19 protein-coding genes are annotated in these 24,053 nt (G+C 42.6%); 3 read left to right on the forward strand and 16 right to left on the reverse strand.

The genetic code is table 11. The features are described 5' to 3' along the window. Positions 1 to 20 precede the first annotated feature (20 nt). Positions 21 to 845, reverse strand: a complete 825-nt coding sequence (locus QSH61_RS23295; protein ID WP_010603671.1) for a hypothetical protein — start codon at positions 843 to 845, stop codon at positions 21 to 23. A 550-nt stretch (positions 846 to 1,395) separates the two neighbouring features. Between QSH61_RS23295 and rsgA the strand changes: the two genes are divergently transcribed. Next, positions 1,396 to 2,439, forward strand: coding sequence for a ribosome small subunit-dependent GTPase A (gene rsgA, locus QSH61_RS23300; protein WP_206472449.1), 1,044 nt, complete (start codon positions 1,396 to 1,398; stop codon positions 2,437 to 2,439). A 242-nt stretch (positions 2,440 to 2,681) separates the two neighbouring features. Here rsgA and QSH61_RS23305 read toward each other — a convergent pair whose 3' ends face one another. From QSH61_RS23305 to QSH61_RS23315, 3 genes are all read right to left on the reverse strand, one after another. Then, positions 2,682 to 4,652 carry a TonB-dependent receptor plug domain-containing protein gene (locus QSH61_RS23305; RefSeq protein WP_206472447.1) on the reverse strand — a complete coding sequence of 657 codons (1,971 nt, stop codon included), beginning with the start codon at positions 4,650 to 4,652 and terminating at the stop codon, positions 2,682 to 2,684. A 279-nt stretch (positions 4,653 to 4,931) separates the two neighbouring features. Then, on the reverse strand, positions 4,932 to 5,288 hold the full coding sequence (locus tag QSH61_RS23310; RefSeq protein WP_206472445.1) for a hypothetical protein: 357 nt from the start codon (positions 5,286 to 5,288) through the stop codon (positions 4,932 to 4,934). A gap of 235 nt (positions 5,289 to 5,523) precedes the next feature. After that, on the reverse strand, positions 5,524 to 6,279 hold the full coding sequence (locus QSH61_RS23315; RefSeq protein WP_206472443.1) for a hypothetical protein: 756 nt from the start codon (positions 6,277 to 6,279) through the stop codon (positions 5,524 to 5,526). 342 nt (positions 6,280 to 6,621) lie between these two features. Here QSH61_RS23315 and QSH61_RS23320 point away from each other — a divergent pair, with 342 nt between their 5' ends. Further along, a complete protein-coding gene (locus tag QSH61_RS23320) occupies positions 6,622 to 7,806 on the forward strand; it encodes a serine hydrolase domain-containing protein (protein WP_248298710.1) in 1,185 nt (394 codons plus the stop codon). Positions 7,807 to 7,873: 67 nt separating this feature from the next. Here the strand turns inward: QSH61_RS23320 and QSH61_RS23325 are convergent, their stop codons facing one another. The 12 genes from QSH61_RS23325 to QSH61_RS23380 form a co-directional block, all read right to left on the reverse strand. Next, complete coding sequence (locus QSH61_RS23325) at positions 7,874 to 8,845, reverse strand: transposase (RefSeq protein ID WP_174169485.1); 972 nt, start codon at positions 8,843 to 8,845, stop codon at positions 7,874 to 7,876. Positions 8,846 to 9,263: 418 nt separating this feature from the next. Continuing rightward, positions 9,264 to 10,037, reverse strand: coding sequence for a M48 family metallopeptidase (locus QSH61_RS23330; RefSeq protein ID WP_206473148.1), 774 nt, complete (start codon positions 10,035 to 10,037; stop codon positions 9,264 to 9,266). Further along, positions 10,000 to 10,386, reverse strand: coding sequence for a TM2 domain-containing protein (locus tag QSH61_RS23335; protein ID WP_174169484.1), 387 nt, complete (start codon positions 10,384 to 10,386; stop codon positions 10,000 to 10,002). Before QSH61_RS23335 ends, QSH61_RS23330 begins: the two co-directional genes overlap by 38 nt. Before the next feature lie 18 nt (positions 10,387 to 10,404). After that, positions 10,405 to 10,629, reverse strand: coding sequence for a membrane protein insertion efficiency factor YidD (yidD, locus tag QSH61_RS23340; RefSeq protein ID WP_095727766.1), 225 nt, complete (start codon positions 10,627 to 10,629; stop codon positions 10,405 to 10,407). Beyond that, positions 10,622 to 10,846: a DUF4177 domain-containing protein gene (locus QSH61_RS23345; protein ID WP_010603664.1), complete on the reverse strand. Its 225-nt coding sequence runs from the start codon at positions 10,844 to 10,846 to the stop codon at positions 10,622 to 10,624. Before QSH61_RS23345 ends, yidD begins: the two co-directional genes overlap by 8 nt. Before the next feature lie 109 nt (positions 10,847 to 10,955). Beyond that, complete coding sequence (locus QSH61_RS23350; RefSeq protein WP_174169483.1) at positions 10,956 to 11,672, reverse strand: aspartate/glutamate racemase family protein; 717 nt, start codon at positions 11,670 to 11,672, stop codon at positions 10,956 to 10,958. A gap of 63 nt (positions 11,673 to 11,735) precedes the next feature. Continuing rightward, the gene (locus tag QSH61_RS23355) at positions 11,736 to 12,869 is read right to left on the reverse strand and encodes a PepSY-associated TM helix domain-containing protein (protein WP_206473146.1); all 1,134 of its coding nucleotides are present in this window, start codon (positions 12,867 to 12,869) and stop codon (positions 11,736 to 11,738) included. 174 nt (positions 12,870 to 13,043) lie between these two features. Further along, a complete protein-coding gene (locus tag QSH61_RS23360; RefSeq protein WP_206473144.1) occupies positions 13,044 to 15,149 on the reverse strand; it encodes a TonB-dependent siderophore receptor in 2,106 nt (701 codons plus the stop codon). 65 nt (positions 15,150 to 15,214) lie between these two features. After that, positions 15,215 to 16,057, reverse strand: coding sequence for a helix-turn-helix transcriptional regulator (locus QSH61_RS23365; protein ID WP_206473142.1), 843 nt, complete (start codon positions 16,055 to 16,057; stop codon positions 15,215 to 15,217). A gap of 93 nt (positions 16,058 to 16,150) precedes the next feature. Next, entirely contained in the window at positions 16,151 to 18,016 is a 1,866-nt protein-coding gene (locus QSH61_RS23370) for a S8 family serine peptidase (protein WP_206473140.1), read from the reverse strand. 858 nt (positions 18,017 to 18,874) lie between these two features. Beyond that, positions 18,875 to 19,867, reverse strand: a complete 993-nt coding sequence (locus tag QSH61_RS23375) for a helix-turn-helix domain-containing protein (RefSeq protein WP_206473138.1) — start codon at positions 19,865 to 19,867, stop codon at positions 18,875 to 18,877. Further along, a complete protein-coding gene (locus QSH61_RS23380) occupies positions 19,867 to 20,775 on the reverse strand; it encodes a GGDEF domain-containing protein (protein WP_206473136.1) in 909 nt (302 codons plus the stop codon). Before QSH61_RS23380 ends, QSH61_RS23375 begins: the two co-directional genes overlap by 1 nt. 353 nt (positions 20,776 to 21,128) lie before the next feature. Here QSH61_RS23380 and QSH61_RS23385 point away from each other — a divergent pair, with 353 nt between their 5' ends. Then, entirely contained in the window at positions 21,129 to 23,918 is a 2,790-nt protein-coding gene (locus QSH61_RS23385) for a TonB-dependent receptor (RefSeq protein ID WP_206473134.1), read from the forward strand. The last annotated feature ends 135 nt before the right edge of the window (positions 23,919 to 24,053 follow it).

Consider the following 24,053-nt stretch of genomic DNA (forward strand, 5'->3'; position numbering starts at 1 on the left):
CATCTTACTCCATCGGCTTTTTATAGGCTTCTTAGTTGATCAATAACAGCCTGAATTTTGTTAAATTTGGTTTGCCTGTATTCTGTTTCAGCTTGGGATTTTTTGCGATTCCAGTATTCAACATCATCTGGATATTGTGGCTCTACCACGTACGATGCTAAATAGTTACCATACGGGTCTTTAAGCCAGCATTTATATTCAACGATTTGAGAATAAGGGTCAGGTGCTTCACAGCCGCTTCTAAGTGGCAAGTCCGCCTGCTTTTTCTGTGCCAGCATTATGCTTAACTGATCCGCTAGATTTTTAGCTGCGGTAACGACGGTTGTTTTTGGCACCATGCCAGCCAAATAACGCTCAGTATACACTGCCACTACAACCGATGCTGCTAAGGCATAGGTGTCTGCAAGGTAGAAAAAGTCATCATTGTAGCTACTATTTAAAGCTCGGTGATTTATCAGATCGTTAGCTTTTAGTAATAATCCACCAAGTAATACAGGGTCTTCTCCATTGTATTTTACGGTATCGCCATAGTGTTTTAAGCTTGCTTCAACGCTTCTAAACTCAGAAAGAAAGTCGAACTCCGCATCACGTACAATTTCTTCTCTAACGCGCTCTTGTATTGCCTGCAGGCTCTCTTCGCTCAGCATAACGTATTGTGGTCCACCAGAACCAAATACAGCATCAGCTAAAAGTGAACCAAACCCCGATAGTAATTTACTTTTTACTTTATCTAAAATCTGCTCACCGATTGTCGCGGTTTTTTCTTCTTGTTCAGTAGCACCAACAGTAAATGTTGCACTACATAACGCTAAGCTTACTACTGCGGCGATTGAATGAAATTTCATAGAAATAATCCTTTTATATTAGAAAGTATGTTTTTATAGACCTTGGCACCCACAACCCACATCAAATACAGGCTTTTTACCTAGCTTTAGAATTGTTATGCTTACTGCTTTTGGATTGGTTTGATTTATAAACTTAGTTCCAAAGGCTGGGTCTTACCTATGTTAGGTGAGTTGTGTTAAAAAAAGATTAAATAAACGATGTTTTCTTTTACGATGTGGCTAAATTGGAAGGTGTTATTAGTTTGAAAACATTTTTCATACTGCAAATGGCTTAGTCCGGATATCGCAAAATACGTAGTTTACCTAGCTTATCTTCAGTGCTACTCTACGGTGATATTCAAAAAAAGTTTAAGGAGAATTTGATGATTGTTTTATTGAGCCACCCGGTAAAAGTTGTAGCTAGGTGTGATTAGTAGACTTTAACTTTCGTCTTTTCTAAATTTTTTACTCCTTTTACCCGGTGTGATGCCTAATGGGCTTATCCGGGGTCAATGATATTCATTAACCCTGCTTGATTTTTGCAGTCTTTCTGCATTTTTGAGATTTTATAATGAATACATCTTATTCGCCAACACTGCTTGGTTGGCAAGCATTTTTTCAACAGCAACTGACACTAACAGAACTAGAATCATCAAATCTTGGCCGCGTGATAGCGCACCACAGAAGTAATTATTTAATCCAGTTGCAATCACGACAAATTTCTTTAGCTACTCATGTATCACTGCCTAGTATGACGGTTGGTGATTGGGTTTTGTTGGATGAGAATTATCAATTTATTAGGCTATTATCCCGCAAATCGGTTATTTCAAGGAAAGCTGCGGGCAGTAAAGTCGCGGAGCAATTGATAGCCGCAAATATCGATAGCCTGTTTATTGTTTGCTCGCTAAATCAGGATTTTAATCTAAACCGGATCGAACGTTACTTAGCACTGGCTAACGAAGCTCAAGTGGAGCCAATTGTTGTTTTGACCAAGAAGGATTTGGTCGATTGTTGGCAACAGCAAGTACAACTCGTTCAGGAGTTGGATCCATTTTTGACAGTCGAAGCGATTAATGCGTTGGAGCCGAGCTCCGTTGAGTGCCTAAAAGCTTGGTGTAGCGTGGGAAAAACGTTGTCATTTGTAGGTTCTTCTGGTGTGGGTAAGTCCAGCTTGGTGAACACGCTGTTAGAGTGTAAAGAGCAGCTCACCGGTTCAATCCGTGAAGATGATGCAAAAGGGCGGCACACGACAACCTCTCGCTCGTTACATTTTATGGACAATGGCTCAGTGTTGCTCGACACACCAGGAATGAGGGAGATCCAACTAGCCGATTGCCAACAAGGGATTAGTAAAACATTTGCAGAAATTGAAGTGTTAGAAAGCGCTTGCCGCTTCAGTGATTGCTCACATCAAAATGAGCCCGGATGTGCTGTTCAGCAAGCGATAGAGAGTGGCGAACTTGAAGTTAGGCGCTTCAACAACTTCATAAAACTAAGAAGTGAACATCAAAGAAACAACGCCAGCCTAAAAGATAAGAGAGACAAGGAAAGAGCACTTGCAAAGAAATATCGTTTTGTACAAAGCGATACTAGAAGACTAAAAAAGGGCTACTGAGCAGTAATTGCTAGTTCTGTTTATCTTAAACCAAAGTGGACTCGCTCCACTTTGGTTTTTGCTTTTCTACGCTAAAGTACAGCTAAAGGGCAAGTACGGCTAAAGAGACACCCACTTATCTTTTGAGGTGATAAGTTAAAATGATAAGTTAAAAAGACACCCATTTTTAAACTGTGACGCTAGAGTGGGTGTCTGCATATGCCAACATGAAATTGTATCGTTTCAGCAAAGCTCAGAAATAATTAATGACCAAATTTAATGCGGATCCCTGCATTGACCGTAAATCCATCGTTACGAGACCAAATATCAGTTGTCCATCGTCCACTTGGAGCCTGTTGGGTTAGCAATATTGGCTCTTCTTTAGTTTGCCGAACATTGAGCAAGTTCTCTGCATTTAAGAAGTAACTTACGCTACCAAGAGTGATTTGACCAAGTAAGCCTAAGTGCCAGTAAGCGTCGCTTCTATCACGGTAAGGGTTATTTTCGAGATGCTGTGTACCAGTATAATAAGCTTCAAAACCTAGTAGGTGACTGCCATGCTTTTCCCACATAATTACTGCACCAGCAGAATGTGTTGGTGTTAGGGTTAAGGGAGTTCGGCCAGTGCCTAATCCGCTAAGTTTTGTTGCGTCAGTATATAAATAGCTTCCAGTTATTTTGATGTCATGCCAGCGGTATCGCAAAAGCAATTCTGCGCCACGAATTTCGGTCTGGCCTGGGTTATTCACTAATCGAACGTGGTTATTTGTATTCGGGCTTTGGGCTTCGATGATCTCAAGCTCAGTGACATTGTCGACATCCGAGGCAAACAGGGTGACACTTGTTTCAATGTCATCAAATATATAGCTGAGATCAATAGACGCTGTAGTCGCCAGTTCCTCCTTTAAGTTACTTAAAGGCTCAAGGCGAGACAGGCCACTGTCTTCAATATCTTCAATAAAAGGTGTCGGCGCAAAGAAGCCTTGACCGTAGGATCCGCGAATTGTCCAGCTGTTTGGATTGTACAAAATGGATGCGCGTGGACTAAACTGAGTGCCGTATTCACTGTGCCAATCGGTTCTGGCGCTCAATGATATTGAAACGTCTTTTTCTGTGTCATAGTCTATCTGTGAAAATAACCCAGGTACTTGATAGTTATAGTTAAACTCTGAAAAGTCATCAGACTCAAAGCGGTCAGACTGATAAGCTATTCCAACAAGCCAAGCAATAGCTTCACGATAACCCGATACACTAGATTCAAATAAGTAACTTTCATGGTTATCTGTTTCTTGAGTCAGCCCATAAACATGGTCATGCTCCTGATGCATAGCTGAACCACGAACACTGAGGTTTATTTCTTCACTAAGTGGTTGGTCGAAAATAAAACCGCTATCTAACCTTAATGAGTCTTGGTGTTGAGGAAATGATTCGCCAGTAGGTAATGTATCCGTTTGTTGCGTACCACCTTCACGATTTTCTTTCATCGCACCAAACGTCCAATAAAGGTTGGCACCGTCTTCATCTTCCCAATAAAAACGTGGGCGAACGGTCGCGCGCTCATAGCCTGCTATATCAAGCCAGCCATCCTCATCTAAATCTTGCTGAGCTTGATGATGAAGTCCCAGAGTAATTGACGCACGAGTACTTGGGGTCAGTGGGGTTGCAAAATAGGAGGTAATATCTTGACCACTTTTTGATGTTGCATTGAGTAGCACTTCACCTTCAAATTCATCCCCTGGTGTACGAGAGATAAGATTAATCACCCCGCCTAAGGCTGACCCACCATACAAAGAAGAAGCTGATCCTTTGATAATTTCAACATTGGCTAAGTCGGTTGGAGGGATTTGAAGCAACCCAATTGACGCAGTTTGTCCACCATATAATGGCAAACCATCACTAAGTAGCTGGGTATAGCGACCATACAGGCTTTGCAATCTTATGTTGGCACTGCCTAAAGCCGGAGAGGTATTTTGTACTCGTACACCGCCAGTTTCAGCAACTAGCATAGAAATATTTCCGGGCCGCATTAAGGCTTTTTCTTGGATTTCTTCATTATTGATAATTTCAGTTCTAGTTGCCGATTCGTTCACGATCCGACCAAGTCGTGACGCGGTTACTTGAATTCTCTCTATTTTATTCTGGTTATGTTCGTCATGATGTTGGTGTTCTCCTGCATAAGATACAGACGGGCCAAGTAAGATAGCCAGCGCCACCTTTGAATATTGATTAAGCATGTTTTACCTCAGGTAATGCAAAACACTGTGAAGTTTTTTATTAGTTTAATACCAGCTCAAATTGAGGAAAAAACCTGACGCGAGCTACGTTAAAGGCTTATTATTTAGAACGACTAAATAATAATATTTTCGTCTTGCCCACATGGGTGTAGATACCTTGGCGATAGCAGGGCGCGGTAGCTGTGTTATCGACAAGATTTTTTCGCCTCAAAATAAACCGCTTAATTAAGTCAATTGGTATAACTTTCGCAGCATATAAATTAAATTTTTAGTAAGAATTTAGTTTGGCTGTAGCCTAAGCGGTAAAATAGGAGGCCGATAGAATGAGGTCACAATACTATGAATATCTGGAGTCTGAGTCGATCGTACAGGACCACCAAAACGAATGAGTTCTGAGGCAATAGGGTTTATAGGAATGTATGCAAAGGTTGCACAGGCGTTTTCTGGGCAAATGCAATCGTTCTCACAGCAATCTGTGTCACAACAATCATCTGCACCTTGCTGGTATTCGTTTTGAGATTCAAGTGTGATTGATTGCGTGATAATAATGTCATCATCAGATACAAAAAAGGGTGATGCTAATGCTTGCCCAACAAAGGCAACCAAGATTGTCATCATAATAAGTAGTTTTGACATTCCCTTACACATAATAATCTCAACTCGAAACTGCTGCACATTGTAGGGAATAATTTTATATAAGTGAAGTGTATCGGAGACGATAAATGAGCGCTGATTATAAAAGCCTGTGGCGTAGCGATACTAAAAAGTTAAGAAAGGCTGTTTATTATCCAATATGAACTCAGGTTTTGGGTCAAGGTGGACTTATTCCACCTTTTTTGAAATACGTATAGCGACTTAAAAATTATGTAAACTAGAAAGTAAATTTCAGATCTTTAATAACTCTTGATTGGATACCTCTAATCAAGCTATTTTCTTTAAGTTCACCGTTAAAATGACCTGTTCTAACTCTCTGAATTTCCATGTCAAATTCACATGGTTTTGAAGTTGAAATCTGTTCTAGATCTATGAAGCCAGCGCTTTTTGCATTGAATGTATTGCTTGTCGAGCTTCCAAACTGTGTTGAGAAAGAGCCTGTCACTAACCCCCCCGTATTATTTGAACATGCATAGTTAACGATAAGAGATGTTTCACTAGCTGAGTCTATTCCATCAATATGAATTTCAATATTTTCATCATATCGAAAAGTTTTCTCTGCTTCGGGGGTAAGCACCAGAAAGCCTAAAGGAAGCTCAACAGACGCTGAAGCATTTGCTTCTTTCTTGCGATTTAACTGGATAGTATATAGGCTGTTACCAGTTACAACTGAGGATCTGCCCTCGTAATCAATATCAAGAATGTCAGTATCTTTAGCCAATTGGATCGTCTGGCCATTTACGATCGCTCTTAGCGTATCACCTTCGCTTAAGTTTACATTAGAGCCGAACGAGTCCCCGACGTTTAGCTCGGCCACAATTCGGGCTCTCTCCCCATTTGAAGTTATTGATATATCAGCACTAATTGCGTTTGTTTTCAACAGATCAGATTCTGTCTCAGATGTACAAGCCGTAAGAAATGTGCTGACACTGGCTGCGGTTATAAGTAACAGAGAAGATTTGGTTGATTTCATTTTTTACCCGTGCTTCATTTAAAAGCAGATTCTCCGATTTAGAAACAGGGATGACAAGTTAAAAAATGTAATAGGGTTGTACAGTAAAAGGAAATAATCACTGTTAATCGCAGGGGTATGTGTTTATCCAACTATGTTGCTCGTCGCTTTCCTCGGAGAGAAAACGTTAAAAAGACACCCATTATTAAACTGTGACGATAAAGTGGGTGTCTGCATATGCCAACAATACAGGCGCTACAGTTAGTTTGATGTTTGAAACTTAATTGTCGTCAAAGCAAACTTTTTACGGCCTCAATACGACAATAATATTTTAGTGTTTGAATAGGCCGATATATGAGAGTCATGAAAATCACACTGCTGGCAGCTCTGGTTACTGTGGCGAGCTGTGCAGAACAAAAGTTGAAAGCTGTAGCACCAGATTATGTAAATAAACAACGAGTATTCGAGCAGAGTATTCGCGAAATTAATGATAACGGGGTGAGTAGTGAAACAGCGAGTACACTTCAATCCAGAATGAGCACATACCGCGTCCCTGCTGTTAGCATTACTGTTTTTGATAATAATCATATTCTTTGGTCGAAAGGTTACGGCGTTACAGATGAGTACTCAAAAGTGAATGTAACGCCGGATACGCTGTTTCAGGCTGCTTCCATTTCTAAAGCTGTAACGAGCTTTGGTGCTTTTAAGATGATAGAGCTAGGTCGTTTTGGACTACATGAAGATGTAAACAGTAAGCTTACACGCTGGCAGGTCCCCAATAATAAATTTACTAAAGAAAATAAAGTGACACCCAGTCGAATTATGAGTCACACCTCAGGGCTCAATGTACAAGGGTTCGCTGGTTATGGCAGAAACCAAAAAACTCCTTCGCTCGTACAGGTTTTACAAGGGAGTGAGTTGAGTAATTCCCCATCAGTTAGAGTGTTTCAAACACCTGGGAAGTCTGAATTTTATTCAGGTGGTGGCATGACAGTTTTGCAACTGTTGATGGAAGATAGTAGTGGGCTGTCATTCTCTGAGTTAATGGAAAAGCAGGTATTAAAGCCCCTAAACATGAATAACAGCTCTTTTGAGTTAGCGTCGCTGAATCTGCCTCAATATAGAGTTGCTAAAGGTCATGATTTACAAGCAAATATGATCGCTGGAGGTTATCGGCTATATCCTGAAAAGGCAGCTGCGGGGTTATGGAGTACTCCTTCTGATTTAGCATTATTTATGATTGCTCTAGGTAAGTCCTATCGTGGTGATGAAGAAAGCTTATTATCTCCACATCTTGCGAAAGTCATGCTTACTAGAGTTCCCGGTGCTGGTGGTACAGGAATAGGACTCGATGGAGAAGGTAACGCTTATAGATTTAGACATAGTGGTGGGAATGCCGGGTATACTTGCTATGCTGTGTCTTTTGCTAGTGTTGGCCGAGGTTTTGTCGTTATGACAAACTCAGACAATGGCTTTCAATTAATCCATGAAATCTCTAGAGCCATTTCTGAAGTTTATGATTGGCCTGCATTATGGATGCATGAATAAGCAAGCTATATTGCTTCTCGCTAAGGTGCAATTGGTCTAGGCTCTCAATTATTAATTAATTTGATGATTAACCAAAAAGTGCTAAACAATTGGAGATATTCGAACGCCGTTGAATTGAGAGTGAATCACAATATTTTTGCTTTGCTGCTGAGCTACCTGCAGCTCCATGGATCACAGTACTAAATTGTGTTGTCAGGGTTATCCAGTTCTTAGAGGTTAGATTTAACCTGTCTAAAATCGGTTGTTTGTTTATAATGCAACCTATTTTGTCACTTCTTATGCAACGCCCTGTGAGTTCGACCAGTTCGAGATATGATGACAGCTCAAGCGGTATACCTTTAGGCATATGCTTTCTCGGATTGCCAGCAAATCGGAATAGTGAGCGAGGTTGCTTACCTTGTTTGGCTAATTCAATACGCTTTTTTACACTCGTGTATTTAGATTCTTCAGGTAGCTTAGCTAGGTTAGCGCGAATGGGATTTAGATCAACATAAGCCATGCACGCAGCAAGTGCAGCTTCATCAAGTAGTGCTTGTGATTTGAAGCGCCCTTCCCAAAACCGACCTGTGCATTGGTCTTCTCGATTTGCTCGTCGTGCAATATACTCATTAAGAGTTCTCATAAACCAGCTTATACAGGTTATGCGTGATCGATATATATTGATAGTGTTATCAAGTATTGATCTTTCCGCATCTGATAATGGCTCATTACGAATAAACTTATGTGTGAGCCAATTGCCTTTAAACTGCTTGTGCCAGCGAATGATAATAGCTTTGTCAGTTAGACGTTTGGCTTTTTGAATATCAACGTGCAGAACTATATGAGTGTGGTTATTCATAACCGCATATGCACAGACATCAATGCAAAACGTTTTTTTAAGGGCGAGTAGCTTTTCTTCGACCCAATCTCTGCGATGCTCGTAAGAACGCCCAGTGGCTATATCCTGACCGCAAAGGTAGGCTTGCCTAACACAGCGAGAAATACAGTGATAATATTTGGTTTCTGATAGACAAATTTGTCGGCAGCGTGCAGTGGCCATATTAGATACCTTCAATCCTTTGAATGTATCTTAAGAGTAGATTGCCTTAGCCAATTTAACAAACGAAATACTAAATAACCTGAGCTGTGGATAATTAATGCCTTTCTAGCAGCCAGTTTTAGTGCTAACTGCGTTGAATTCACTTCCAATAGCCAGCTATTGGCGCGTAAATTCGCCTTGCCTACAGGATGTAGGTACCTTAGCGAGAGCAGGACGCGGAAGCGGTGTTTTCCCTAAAACTCTCTGGCTAGACAAGGAAAAAACTAAGTTGTGCTTTAGCAACAATGAGTTGGAACATTCCTTATCCAAACCTCAGGTTAAATAGGTGGGTGTCTTTTTAAAAGCTTCTTTTTAAAAGCTGTTTTTAAAGTTTCTACTGAGCAGAATTTAATAAGACACCCATTTTAACCTTTAAGGATCACGGGTTTTGTTTGAGCTGCTCGATGCGTTGTTCAAAACTTGGGTGTGTGCTTAACCAACTATGCTGTTCATCGCTTTCCTTGGCGAGTTTTTCGAATATAGAGATCATTGCGTCACTATTACCATACAGCGCCATTAGCTTGTTATGCGCGTACAAATCAGCCTCGAGTTCAGCTTCCTGAGAGTAATTTTGGTTGATACCTAACATTGCGCCCTGCATCATAAGATCTGAGAGCGCAGAGATATCGCCCAGTACGACACTCAAACTGACAAATACGATAGACGAGCTCACAAGAGATTCCATGACGTGATTATGCTCGACATGACCAATCTCGTGGAGTAATACTGCGCTAAGCTCTTGCTGAGTAGATGCCAGTTCGACCATGTTATCGGTGATCACAATGCTACCATCGGCCAATGCCATGGCGTTGGCTTTATCTTTCCACTGCCTAAATTCAAGTTTAAATTCACGTTCACTCGATGCATTGGTGCCAAGCAGTGAGACAAATAAAGCGCGAGTCTCTTGCTGTTTGATTTCACTTAGCTTTGACTCCGAGAATTCCGAGTTATCTAGCTCGTTTAGGCTTCCTTCGTCGATGATTTGGTAGATTTGTTTGGGCAATGAGGCCGAGATCTCTTCAGCGAAGTACGGCACGCCTTTGGTATAAAACTGATAACCACTAAATAAAACGACCACTACTGTGGCCGCTATAATCCAAAGCCACTGCGTTTCTTTAGATTGTTTGACTCTGTTGTGTATCTTTGAGCTCATCTAGTACTTCTCGCATTACATCGATGTTGTATTTTCTCACTATTTTTTGGCTGTTAAATAACTGAGGTAGCTCAATTAAACACACTAAAATTAGCAGAACCCAGCCATAAAAGAGAATAAATACAAGCCCCAATAGCATTAAGGTGAGGTTAATTACACCTCGTGCTGTTTTACCCAGATAAAAGTGATGTAAACCTGCGGCAAAAAAGTAATTGAGTACGGCGTAAGTATCAGGATCTTTTACTAGCTGTTCTTCAAGTTGGTAGTACTGCTTGCGCGCTTCAGGACTTAGCTGAGCAACTTGGTTTCTTAACGATTCTTCTTGTTCTCTTAATGCTATTTCGTCCATGCAAACTCCTAGGATTGGTCACGGTAGGGGGTCTGACTTTACTTCAATACAATCTGGGTCATTACAGCGCTTGATACGACAAAAGCCGATACGCACGCCTTTAAAGAAGCCGTATTTTTCGATTGCTTGATAGGTATATTCAGAGCATGACGGCGTAAAGTTACAACTTATATTGAAGTGGGTTTTTGCTCCACCATTCGCTTGATAGCGGCGAATGGCAGACAGAGCAAAGCGTTTAAGCACGTTTACGACCAAGTGTTAAGATCACGGCTTCACGGCTCCAAAATAGCAGAAAACGTTTGTTTTCGATAACTTGGAAAACAAGCTGCCAGCCATCTTGCGCTTCCATGTTTAAAGTTGCTTCAAGTTTTTTTAACGGTAATCCACTTGAGCCAAGTAACAGTGTGCCGCAGCCACCTTCAACTACATGGATAACTTTATATTCGTCGTATTGGGTCATAATACATCCCTGATTTAATTAGAATAAGTGAGATTTAATTCTATAGTAGCCAAGTAATCGCGACAATAGCGATTTCGTTGTTATTTTTTAATTACAACAAAATTTGATATTACTCATGAATAAAGCAAGATGTAGCCCCGAGTGACCACTCTACAACGGCTTCGGCATGAAGTTTGGTTGTGTCATAAAGAGGGACTTGAGTATGCACTTGTTGAACGAGCAAACCGATTTCTGTGCAACCTAAAATAACCCCTTCAGCCCCTTGTTGATAGAGTGCATCGATGATGTCTAGATAAGTTTGCCTTGAGCTCGCGTTGACTTCACCGCGACATAATTCGTCATAAATTATGTGGTGAACTAAAGCTTGTTGGTCCCCATCAGGTGTTATGACCTCAATGCCGTGAAGATCTTGTAATCGTGCTTTATAAAAGTCTTGCTGCATCGTAAATCTCGTACCTAACAGCGCAATGCGTTTTATGCCGTCATTTTTAAGTCGCTTCGCGGTTGCGTCGGCAATATGCAGTACAGGCAATCCTGACGCTGCGCTAATTTCATCTGAAATTTTATGCATGGTGTTGGTACAGATCACAATGGCATCTGAGCCGGCAAGCTTCAATGAAGTAGCAGCACCTGCCAAAATGGTCGTCATTTTCTGCCAATCACCAGCTGCTTGAAGCTCTGCAATTTCGGCAAAGTCGACGCTATACAAGCAAAGCTTAGCACTGTGTAGTCCGCCAAGCTTTGCTTTAACGGTTTGATTGATAAGCTGGTAGTAGCTTTGTGTTGACTCCCAACTCATACCACCAATTAGCCCAAGTTGTTTCATAGTGATTGCTCGTTATTTGCTGATAATAACGACAATAACGGATCTGGATTGAAACTTGAACCGTCAGCTTAGGGCGAGTTGCCGGTTTTTCTTACTCTTGGGTTTCTTACGCTTTCTTTGCCACCATAAATATAACCCAGTAAAGCCAAGCAATACGGGGGCGAGTCCCATAATGCACCAAATTATTTTACTGGTAAGCCCTGCAAAGTGGCCAAAGTGAAGTTTTCTAAAACTGTCGATTACCCTGTCTACAGTAGACGCCGTTCGAATATCGTAGGCAAAGGTTTGTATACCAGACTGCGCGTCAAAACTAACCGTTGCTGCATAGTTACTAATGAACGGGTTGGCATCGGCGACGCTACCAAAAATGGTAATGTTGGTTTGCTCTGGCTCAAATGGAAATAGCCAGTAGGTTGGTTTAAGTCCGTTAACCGCACGATGGCTTTGGGTCATCATGGCATCAAAATCTAATGAGTGATTAAACATTGCGTGGCTGACAATATGGTGCTCATCTTCTTGGTGTTCAAAAGCCTCGTGGTAATACTCCACTGCATTAAAGTAAACGCCAGTAATACCGAGCGCGAGCAATACTGGCGCACTCCAAATGCCAATTACCTTATGCAGGTCGCTCATCATGACGAGCTGAGGAGCTTGTCGCCTAAAGCTAAAGAATCGCCGCCAAAAGCGCCGATATATCACTAAACCGGAAACACCGAGCAGGGTAAAAAGTATAGCCACAGCTAAACCGATAACGACACCCATGTGTGGAAAGGTTTTACTCACATCATCGAGTAGTAAGGTGTAATGTAGGTGAAGAATAAAATCGGTAAAGTCGCTGTGAATACCCACAGGCTCGCTTAGCATTTTTCCCGCGTAAGGATCTAGATACGTTTTAAACCATGTGTCTGTGCCATGCTTTAATAAATAGACTCTATCAGCTTCGTAGCCATCATCGAATATTTCCCAGCTACCAATTTCATAATTTGGATGGGTGTCTGCGACATAATTAACGAGCACCTTCATGGGCTGACGTTGGACGCCTTGGTCCTGATAAGTCAATGTTGCTTGCTTTGGAAGTAATAGGCTGTCTATCTCGAATTTAAACACCAACATGCTACCCGTGATTGACATAACGGCGAGCGGCAGTATCGCGATTAATGCCATTGCACTGTGCCATTTAAATAGTGTTTTACGCATTGTTTTCCTTTGAGTTAAAGCTAAATGAGAATGAATAAAGGGATGAATAAACAGGCTGAATTAACAAGTTGAATTAACAAGGACACCCACCTTAATGCTTGCAGGCGCATTAAGGTGGGTGTCCGTTTAAATCTTTCAGTCTATGTCCTTCCGTAAGCTCTCCTAGATGAGTGACTAAAAGCGGTAGTGAAGACCGATATCGGCTTTACGCTCAGCACCCATCCAGCAGTTACTTTCGTCATAGCATGCACCAACGTATCGCTTGTCACTGAGGTTACTAATGCTAAAGGTGAGCCTGGCTTGCTCGCTGAGTTCATAATCAAAGGCGATGTCGAATAAGGTATAGGATGGCACGGTATCTGAGTTGTATTTGCCAACATAACTCTCGCCAACATACCGAGCACCAACACTTACTTTAAGTGCGTCTAGCAGGCTTGGATAATAGTTCAACCAAAGCGATGCGGTGTTATCTGCAACCCACACTAAGCGTTTCCCCACCAAATCTTGATCTAATTCGTTTTTAGTGACTTTCTGGTCCAGATGCGTGGCATTGAACTGCACATCAACTTGTTCGTTAAAGGTGTGAGAAGCCTCAAGCTCAATACCTTTGGACTGGATTTCACCGGCTTGAGTTTTCGTGACAAAGTCTTTGCTGTTAATGATTTCGTTCTGCTTGGTGAGATCGAATAGCGCAAATGTTAGCTGTGTATCGCGAGATTGATATTTAACGCCAAGTTCCCATTGTTCTGCTTCAGTTGGTTTGAAGGCTTGTTGAGTTACGCTATCTTCTCCTGCAACGGGCTCAAATGACTGACTATAGCTTACGTAAGGTCGCCAACCAGAATCCAGCTGATAAAGTGCGGCAATCCTCCCGGTGAGTTGGGTGTCATCAATAGTTGATTCCGTTTGCCACTCGGTGCCAGCGTAGTTTTTATCAGCAGTAACATCACTTGTGAAACTGTCGTATCTAAGACCTGCCAAGAGGGTTAGCGCTGATATTGTCACTTCGTCTTGGACGTAAAACGCACGGTTACTCTGTTCAATATCGTGCGCTTCGGTATAGAAGTTAAGTGGCAAAGCGCCTACATCAAAGGCTGCATAATTGGGCGCTGCTAGATTAATGTTTGGTGTGCCTGTCCCGAGAGTATCCCAATACCCTACGGTTGAGCTTAAGGTTTTGTATTCAAAACCCAAGAGCAAGTGGTGTGATGAATTGCCAACGGTAAAGTGAGTAGACAATTGGTTGTCTAAAACATAGCCATGTTGCGTTTCATCGGTTTTATATGCTGCACGGGCAAGTATGGTATCGCTATCTGCAATTAAGTTTTGGTTGTAGGTATTTTGCTGTAGGCCTTCTGCATCGGTGTAACGCCAGTTGGCAAACAAAGCCCAATTGTCGGACAAATTGTGTTCCAGCTTTAGCCCTGCCATTAGCGTTGTTCTATCAAAATTAGACCAATTGATATCGCCTGCAAATGCATCGGCATCTAGATAACCGTAACTTGCACGCGTGAGCGTACCAACGCTATGTAAGGGAGTGGACGGTATGGCTTTGGGATCGTCTTGGTAATAAAGCTGTGCAGTTAAAGCCGTATCATGGCTCGGTTGCCAGCGCAGTGATGGTGCAAATACAGTGCGTTCTTCTTCAGTTGTTTTTTGCTGGCCATCACTTGTTCTTGATAGCGCAATGGCACGATAGCTCAGCTCATCGGTGATCACACCTCCATGATCAACGCCGATTTCTTTGAGCGCTCTGCTACCGACTCTCAGGCGAACCTGTGTTTGCTCAGTGCCATTGGCAAGCTTTGCGATTTGATTCACCATGCCACCTGGCGGGGCTGAGCCGTAAAGTACTGACGCTGGGCCTTTTAGCACCTCAATGGTGTCGGTGGCAAAGGCATCAACTTGAGGATATAAATTCCAAAGGTTATTGGATTGTAGTTCTAGGCCATCGTAATAGTTTCGATAAGATTCAAAACCGCGAATAGTGTATTGGTCAAAAATGGTGACCGTGCTGCGGCTTTCTGGTGTGATACCAGAAACATAGCGTAACGCAGCATTGACCGAGTCAGCTTGGCGTAGTTGCAGGGTATCTTGATCTATATGAGAAATAGAAAAGGGCGCGTTGATTGGTGCTAAAGACGACTTTGTTCCGGTACTTTTATATTGACTGCCCTGAACTTCTATTCTTTCTAACTCATCTTTTTGGTTTTCATTGGCACTTGTGGTTTGAGAAAGCAGTGAGAGGCACACTGCAGCATAGAGCGTGTTAATTTTCATTGTTCTACTACTATGGATAATGAGAGTGATTCTTATTATATATATTTTGCACGGTTCAGTTTTGTCTAAGAGTGCACTCGTTGTGAAATTTGTTTGGGAGAAAGAGAAAATAAATGTTTAAAACGACGGCTGAAGTGCGCCTGATTTTTAAATCCGCTATCAATAGCAATTTGATTTAAGGATGCGGAACTATTGAGTAACTCAAAATAAGCGTGAGTGAGCCTAGTGCGGATCAGATATTCACTGGCACTCAGATCAGATGCGGCAAAGAGTTTGTGAATATAACGTTTTGACCAGCCAGAATGCTCACAAAGCATATCGATACAAAATGCTTCATCACTTGCATGTGTGGAGATGAGCCGTTTTAACTCCGCCAGCGGCGATGTTGGTAATTGAGTCGGCTGGCAAGCACTTAGATGCAGTACAATTTCATCTTCAAGCCATTTTGCCGCTGTTAAATTTAGCGTTGCGGCGGTTAAGGCGCTTTTGAGTAATGTTGTTAGACCAGAGGGAATTGTCAGTGCTTGTCCATGCAAAAGCCGCTTGCCCGTTCGAGATGCGAGCCAATTGATTGGAAAGTTGAAGCTAACGGCGTGGTATTGTGTAGGAAGGTGAAACACATGTTTTTGATTTGCTTCAAGATAAATTAACTGTGTTAGATCAGCACGCTGTAAAGATTGTTCAGTCAACCACCAACCATTTCCTTCTGAGATAAGGATCAAACTACCATAGTTTTCAGGCATCATCGCCGCAGTTTGCGCAGTGCGATGGTAAATAATACCATCGAGCTTTACTTGCGAGATACTACTACAGATGAGTGGCACTTCGGTGTGTAGTTCACCGTCAGATACATGGTCATAAAACCCTTGATGTAATAATTGGCTGTAGAGATCTAATACAATACTCATTAAAAACAAAAATGGCGGCTCAAACGAGCCACCACTGTACTTGTTTTTTCAATAAACCCCAAACGAAATGAGATTTATTTGTAATAAAGCCAATTAGTAGCTTGCAACAAGTGTTACACCAGAGAAGCTAGAGTAGCCACGTAACTTGATGTAATAGGTTGCACCTTGGCCTGAACTTAAACTACAAGATTCGTTGTTACCATTTAAGAACGGACGACAGTCATAGGTTGATGTCGTAGGTGCCGCACCTTTACGAACATACAAGTCTGCATCGCCAGAACCACCAGAGCTTGCAACTGTTAATGTTACATTTGCTGGAACATCAATGGTGTATAGCAACTCTTGGCCAGATGCACCAGCTAGACCACTTACTGGGATGCCATTTTCTAAGCAATTACTACCACAGCCACCTGGATCAGATGAGTAAGTACCTGTGAGGGTCGCATTTGCATACGCAGCGTAACCATTTAGCATCACATACCAATCACCTGCAGTCGGATTGGTGAAATCGCATGATTCATTGTTACCATCCAGATACGGGCGGCAAGCGTAACTATTCAGCGTTGGTTGAGAGCCTTGCTGTACATACAGGTCGGCATCGCCAGTACCACCAGCAAGTGAGAAGTTCAGTGCGCTAGCGCCTGCTGGAACAACCAACTTATAGAAAGTTTGCTGACCAGATGCACCAGATGCACTGACGCCTTGGCCGTTAACTAGCTCTGTGATTGGATCTGGGTCCGGATCCGGATCAGTGCCATCAGCTAGTGTATAAAGTAGCTCGTTAGGTGAACCGCTTTGTGGGTTAGAGACTTTACCTTTTGATGAGCGTTGGCTCAGCAAGCTATCAATTTGTGACGGGCTTAGACTTGGGTTTTCATCCAAATATAGCGCAACAGCACCCGCAACGTGTGGAGCGGCCATCGATGTACCGCTGATGGTATTGGTTGATGTATCTGAGTTATACCAAGCTGAGGTGATGCTTGAACCCGGTGCATAAATGTCTAGACAGTTACCATAGTTTGAGAAACTAGAGCGGGCATCGCTGCTTGTGGTTGAACCCACAGTGATTGCATTGGCTGCACGTGCTGGTGAGTAATTACAGGCATTGCTATTGTCATTACCCGCCGCAACAACAAAGCTAACGCCCGAGGCAACTGCGTTATTTACTGCGTCATCAACAGCTTGAGAAACGCCACCACCCAAACTCATGTTAGCAACGGATGGGCCTGATGCATTGTTTTTAACCCAATCGATACCAGAGATAACGCCTGAATATGAACCCGAGCCGTTACAACCCAATACTCTTACGCCAACGATATTGACGTTTTTCGCTACCCCATATTCACCGCCACCAATTGTGCCTGCAACATGGGTACCATGACCGTTACAGTCTGTTGCATCATTGTCATTATCAACAAAGTCATAACCATGTGATGCACGGTTACCAAATTCATTGTGACTAATGCGAACACCCGTATCGATAACATAGGCCGTTACGCCAGTTCCATCAAAATCATAATGGTAGTTTGAGTTTAGCGGTAGATTACGTTGATCGACGCGATCTAGACCCCAAGTTGGATTAGCTTGGTCGCCGCTTGCTGTGATAGCTGGAGTCACTGTAACCACTTGGTCTTGTTCGATATAGTCAATATTTGGGTTATTAAGCAAACCTTTTAGTTGCTTTGCCGATGCATTAATGACCACACCGTTTAGCACGCCACCAAACTCTTTTGTAATGCTTACGTTATGTTTATTCTGTAACGCTTTAGCTTGCTTATTAGCGAAGGCTGCAACCGCTTTACTGTCTTTGACATTTAAAACAGAAGGTGTTGTGAATACCACAATATACTGATCATCGATTGCTTTGTTTGACTCTACGCTAAGTATTTTAGCGGCTTGTGCGTTGACTGAAGTCAAACCCGCTAATACTGCAAAACTAATAGCACTTAATTTACGCATTTTGTTGTTCCTTGCATGTTGTTTTGTTTAATTGTGTTTACCAATCTCAAGGTTATGAACTTATCTAGCTGCTGTAGACGCGTTATTCACCAAAGTTCAACGCTTGATTGCGTTTGTTTTGAGATAATGAGCAACGCCAGCTAAATAAAAATTGCACATAATTTCGACTGGTTACACTAGGATAGAAGTAAAGCTTAAAAAATAAACAAAAAATACAAAAAAAATTTACAATGCGTATTTTAATGCATAGATTAGCAGGCCAGATAAGCGAGAGGTTTGCTCCTGCTTTTTATATTTTACCAATAAATACATGTGGTTAATTTTTATTTTAGGGAGAGGTAATACTACAAGGAAAGGGGAATAAATAGGCTGTAAAAATTCCAAATGAGTATAGTGTATGTGATTTTTGTTAATTTATCTTTACATTTAGGTTTGGTTTTTGACTTTTGAATTGTTAACAAGGACAAAACCAACTAAGGTGAAAACCATGCTTATTATTAAACCTAGTTGATACAGCTTTAGCTTCTCTTTGCTCCTCATTTTCTATGCCGATTTGTTGAATATCGCGGTTATATAGCAACTTTAAAGCCACTAAACTATCCCAAGTTAAGCCCTTTTTGCAGTAACTGCATCACCATTGCTGTGCGCTTGTAGAATTGTTCTCTGTGCTATTACAACCGACCAAACCCGCTACCATCATCGCCATTGCAGCGCCCGTTAATGCTTTCATGTTTTTAATCCTCTTTGTTATCTATTAACGTGCTTAGCTTCGGCCAAGGATCGAAACGCAGTCACGTTATAAAAGACCTAGTAACCGCAAGATCCATTTCAGTGTAGAAGAAAAAATGAGGGATAAAGTTAAATCTTACGAAAATAGGAAGGCGTTAATCCCGTCCATCGCTTAAATGCACGGCGAAAATTAGTGATGTCGCTAAACTGTAAAGCGGTTGCAATTTGTTCATTGGAATAGCCTTGCTCAGTCACATAAAACATGGCTTGTTGACGATGCAGTCTGTCTTTTTCGTTAATAAAAGTAGTCTGATGCAGCTTGAGTTTGCGTTTAAAAGTTGCAGCGCTCATGCCCATTATTTCGGCGATTTGCTCACTATGATATTTAGGATATTTTAACTGTAAGCGGTGCAGCTGGGCGAGAAATCCACGCTGTGGTGAGGGCAAGGCTTTTAACTGCCGAGCCACTAAATAAGGAAAAGTGCCAATTTGTTGCTGAGCTAAAGCTTGGTGACTCATTACTACGGCAAAATCACTGTGATCAAAGCTGTAAGCTAGGTGTATATGGCTCAGGTATTGCGCGACTTGTTTTGGCTTTGTATACGGAAACTGCAATGTTAATGTGGTTTCTGGGCTGCGCCACTTAAGGTAGCCACAACAAAGGCTTGCCATTGTTTCACATAAAAATCGCGTGACCGCAGGCTTACCTTCTGCAATGGCGGGTGAGAACAGTAAATGGCAGCTTGTTTCTGTCTGGAGTTTTCTAACGTGGTAAAAAGGCAGTATATCCAAACCTTTAAGCAGAAGTACTTTGAGTAATTGCTGTATATTGTGGCAATTAAATAGCAGCTCGGCATGGTGACTGATTAGGGTATTAAGTAGGTATTGGCCGTAAATAAAACTGACTTCCTGACAGCTCGTCTGACTGACAAGGTTGCTTACTATTGTTTCAAACTGCTCATAACTAATGAAGGTTGGGTTAGCGTGCAGATCGGTATAAAACAATTTACTGCCTTTCAAAATGACGTCTGCATGTACACCGCGCTGGGAAGCCAACTCCACCAAGGGGAGTGCAAAATAGCGACTCGCAAGTTGTTTTGTTTGGCACTCAAAATAGGACATTAAGCCGCAGCTACCTTGGTCTGATTCAGCTCGTTCACAAGCGCTGCTATCAAAGGTTCAAATTCACAGTGTTTGTCATCAACTTCGATACAGCTCCATCTCACTGCACTATATTGCGGCTGGTTTTCACCGTCATCATAGTTGGCATGGCGGGCGATAAATTCGGCCGTACGGTTGGCAAAAGCTTGGGCTTGAATATGGTTGGTTTGTGGGTGAACGACCACAAATTTATCCGCTGCAAAGCGACATAGCAGATCACTCTCTCGCATGCTCAAAGAGAGCATATCGGCAATATCGCGTAGTAACTGATTACTTTTTTGCATACCATGCTGGCGAGCGTAAGCGGCAAAATCACAAATATCGAATAGTGTTAAGCAAAATGGGCTATTGCCATTGGCAAGGCGAGATTGTTCGTGGCGAACTTGATTTTGCATATACTCTACGCTGTAGAGGCCGGTGACAAAGTCGGTCATGCTGTGGTCACGATAAAAACGCTCTTTTTTCATCAAGGTTTGATTGAATATGCTTTGTTCTTTATACCAGTAATAGGCTGAAATACTCATCAGCACCATGCCAAAGCAAGCAGGGATCGCTTCAAAACTGGTTAAATAATGGGGCGTGAACACCACCATCTCATCTAAAAAATCCCACAGCATAGAAACATACATGGCACTCAACCCTGCAAACAGTAGGTTAGTGACGAGTCCTTTTGGTCGAGTGAGCAAGGTCACCGCTATCCAAATCAGTGTCATCAGCGTGAGGCCACCTTCACCAACGCTATCGAGCCAATTGACGTCCGACAGTGGTCGCAATACAGAGGTATAGGCTGTGATGGTAATGGCAACCAGTGTAAGTACCACCAGTAGCAACCACCGCGATTGATGCAGTAAAAAAGGCTGAAGTTTCATGTTTGTCGTCTAGTCAAAATTTAAAGCGATATAGTAAAAACTTGCGCTTGGTGCTGATAGGGTCAATTTAGCTCAGTAAAGGCGATGTTTTTATGACAAAAACCGCAATACTTTTGCATAACAGCAGCTAGCAAACCGATTGTTATTCAGAGTTCAGGTTAAATATCGTTGCCAAAATTCTAAGGGCTGGGGGGGGGTCATATCGGCTCAAATTTACGCGTTCGGCTGGCATAAACGCCCTGTTATAGGCTGCAGCGCACTCAAGTGAAATAAAAGCGTCACGTTTTCGCACTAGGGTAGCCGCGACGTTTTAGCGGGGCGCTAAAATTCTACTCAACCTGTGCGAGCAAATAATGAAAAAAAATCTACCGACTAGCTTTACACTTTCTGCCGTTGCGATGATCTGCGCTGGACTGACGTTAAGCTCAGCTGCAAATGCTAACACCCTAACAGGGCAAGTCAGTTCCGTATCGAAAAAGAGCCACTTTCAAGGGGCTAAAGTGGTGATCAAAGAATTAGATAGAACCCTTATCTCTGAGCGAGATGGTCGCTTTACCGCAACGAATGTCCCAGCGGGTAATTATACGCTTGAGATAAGTTATCTTGGCGCTGAAACCGTGACTAAAAGCATCACAATTACTGATAACCAAGTCACCGATGTTCAAGTACAGCTTGGTTCTCAAACGGGCCAAATGGACGATATTATTGTTGTTGGGCAAAGAGCCGGACAAGCAGGTGCACTAAACCGACAAAAAAATGCCCTGTCACTTAAGTCGATCGTCAGCGCGGATTCCATCGGTCAGTTGCCGGATCAAAACGCAGCAGAAGCACTGCAACGTCTGCCTGGACTTTCTATTCAACGAGATCAAGGTGAAGGCCGTTTTGTGGCAATTCGTGGGATCGACCCAAATCTCAACAACGTGACCATCAATGGTGCCAACGTGCCTTCTCCTGAAGCGGGCGTGCGCTCGGTGGCGATGGATGTCATCCCAAGTGAATTAGTGCAAAGCCTAGAGGTGAGCAAAACGGTCACACCAGATATGGACGCATCAGCGGTGGGTGGTAGCATCGAAGTAAAAAGCCTCAGTGCTTTTGACCGAGAAGGGCAGAGCTACAGCGTGACGTTACAAGCGTCACACAATGAACAGGTGAGCGAGACCAGCCCAAAAGCGTCGTTTAGCTTCACCGATATTTATGCCGCAGGCAAAGAGGTGGAAGTTGGGGTTGCAACGGCGGTATCTTGGTTTGAGCGTGAGTTTGGTTCTCATAATATGGAAACCGATGGCGGCTGGATGGAACTAGAAATGGACGATGTGAACTCAGAAGAAGAAGTGAGCTTTTTTGGTGCTGAGGAAATGGAGCAGCGCCACTATCGTATTACGCGAGAGCGTTTAGGGGCGGCACTGAATCTTGATGTGCATCACAAAGGGTTTAACAAATACTACTTACGCACGCTCTACAGCAAGTTTTCTGACGATGAATTTCGTCAACGCAATGAGTACAAGTTTGACAAAGGCGATGTATTTGCCGATGAGCTAAGTCAAAATGCGGCCTATTTCTCAGGTGCAGAAATGGATAGAGATACCAAAGACAGATATGAAGAGCAAAGCATTTTATCTGTGGTTTTGGGCGGCGAAAACTTAGTGCAGGATTGGTTTATTGAATACAGCATTGGCTACTCGAAATCAGATGAAAGCGAGCCAAATCGCTTGGATACTTCATTTGCTGGAGAAGATTTTGCGTTAGGGTATGTACTGGATGGTAAGACACCCACGCTTGCAGCGGATGAAGCTTCTCAGCAGCTTAGCAATTTTGAAATCGATGAAATTGTCTGGGAGAACAACCTAAGTGAAGATGAAAATACTAGCTTTAGACTGGACTTAACTAAAGACTTCACTTTACTTGGTCACAATGCGCAAATTAAATTTGGTGGTAAATATGCCGACCGTGAAAAGTTTAACCGCGTTGACGCCAAGCTATATGACGGCGGCTTTGATGATCTAACGGCGAAAGACTTTGCCGCCAATGAGCCTGAGTATGAGCTTGGGGCCTTTGGTCCGGGTTTAAGTCGCGGCCAGATCCGCGACTACTTCTACAGTAATCGCAGTGCCCTTGAGCTAAACCAGCTTGAAACTGACATTGAAACACAAGGTCGCTCATACACCAGTGAAGAAACCGTCACCGCGCTCTACGCGATGCTGACGGTCGACATTGATAAACTCAATGTTATTGCAGGCTTTAGATACGAAGACACAGATTATGCAACGAGTGGTAATCGTGTTGAACTCATTAATGATGAAGTGAATGACGTTGAGCGCGTCGAGATCAACCAATGGCAAGTTGAAGATAGCTACGACCATTTATTACCAAATTTAACATTACGCTATGAAATCAGCGACAAACTGATCACCCGCTTTGCCTATACACAAACTCTTGCGCGTCCAAGCTTTGAAGATGCAGCAGCATTTCAAATCATAGAAACAGAGACCACAGAAGATGATGGCGAAGTTGAAATTGAGCGTAAAGCCGAAGTCGGAAACCCAGACTTAGACCCATACAAGTCAACAAACTATGACTTCTCGGTAGAATATTACCCCGGTGCGATTGGCGTGTTATCTGCGGGCGTTTTTCACAAAAACATCGATAATTTTATTGCCAAAGCCGAGGTGCAAGATAACGGTCAGTGGCAAGGCTATAAAGAAGTTATTCAAAGCGTTAATGGCGGCGCCGCTGAACTGACAGGGGTGGAGCTTGCATACACGAAGAACTTTCAAAACGGTTTGATGCTCTCAGCTAATGGTACATTTATTGACGCTGATGACAATCTACCAAACCAATCCGACACCGTGGGCAACCTGATGTTTGGTTATGAAAATAGCCAAATAAGCGCAAGGTTAAGTGCGTCGTACAAGAGCAAAAGCTTTTTGTTTGAAGAAAACAAGCAGCGCGTTTTCCAAGACGACCATCTGCAACTCGATTTCAGCATGAAGTACTTTTATACCGAGCAAACTCAGCTTTATTTCAACGCGATCAATTTAACCGACGAGCCGATGAGCATTTATCAAGGCGACACTCGTTACAACTACCAATACGAAACCTATGGGCGTTCATTTGAGCTTGGAGTAACGGTAACGTCTTTCTAAGAGAGAAGTAGAGGTGGGTGTCCTTGTAAAAGCAACTTGTAAAAGCAAAAAGATGTATTGAAAGGAAGGATGTATTAAAAGGACAGCCACCGTATCGAGCTAGGGTCTTAGGTATAGGATGTATTAAAAGGACAT

The organism is Pseudoalteromonas sp. JC3, from assembly GCF_030291895.1.
Classification (GTDB): domain Bacteria; phylum Pseudomonadota; class Gammaproteobacteria; order Enterobacterales; family Alteromonadaceae; genus Pseudoalteromonas.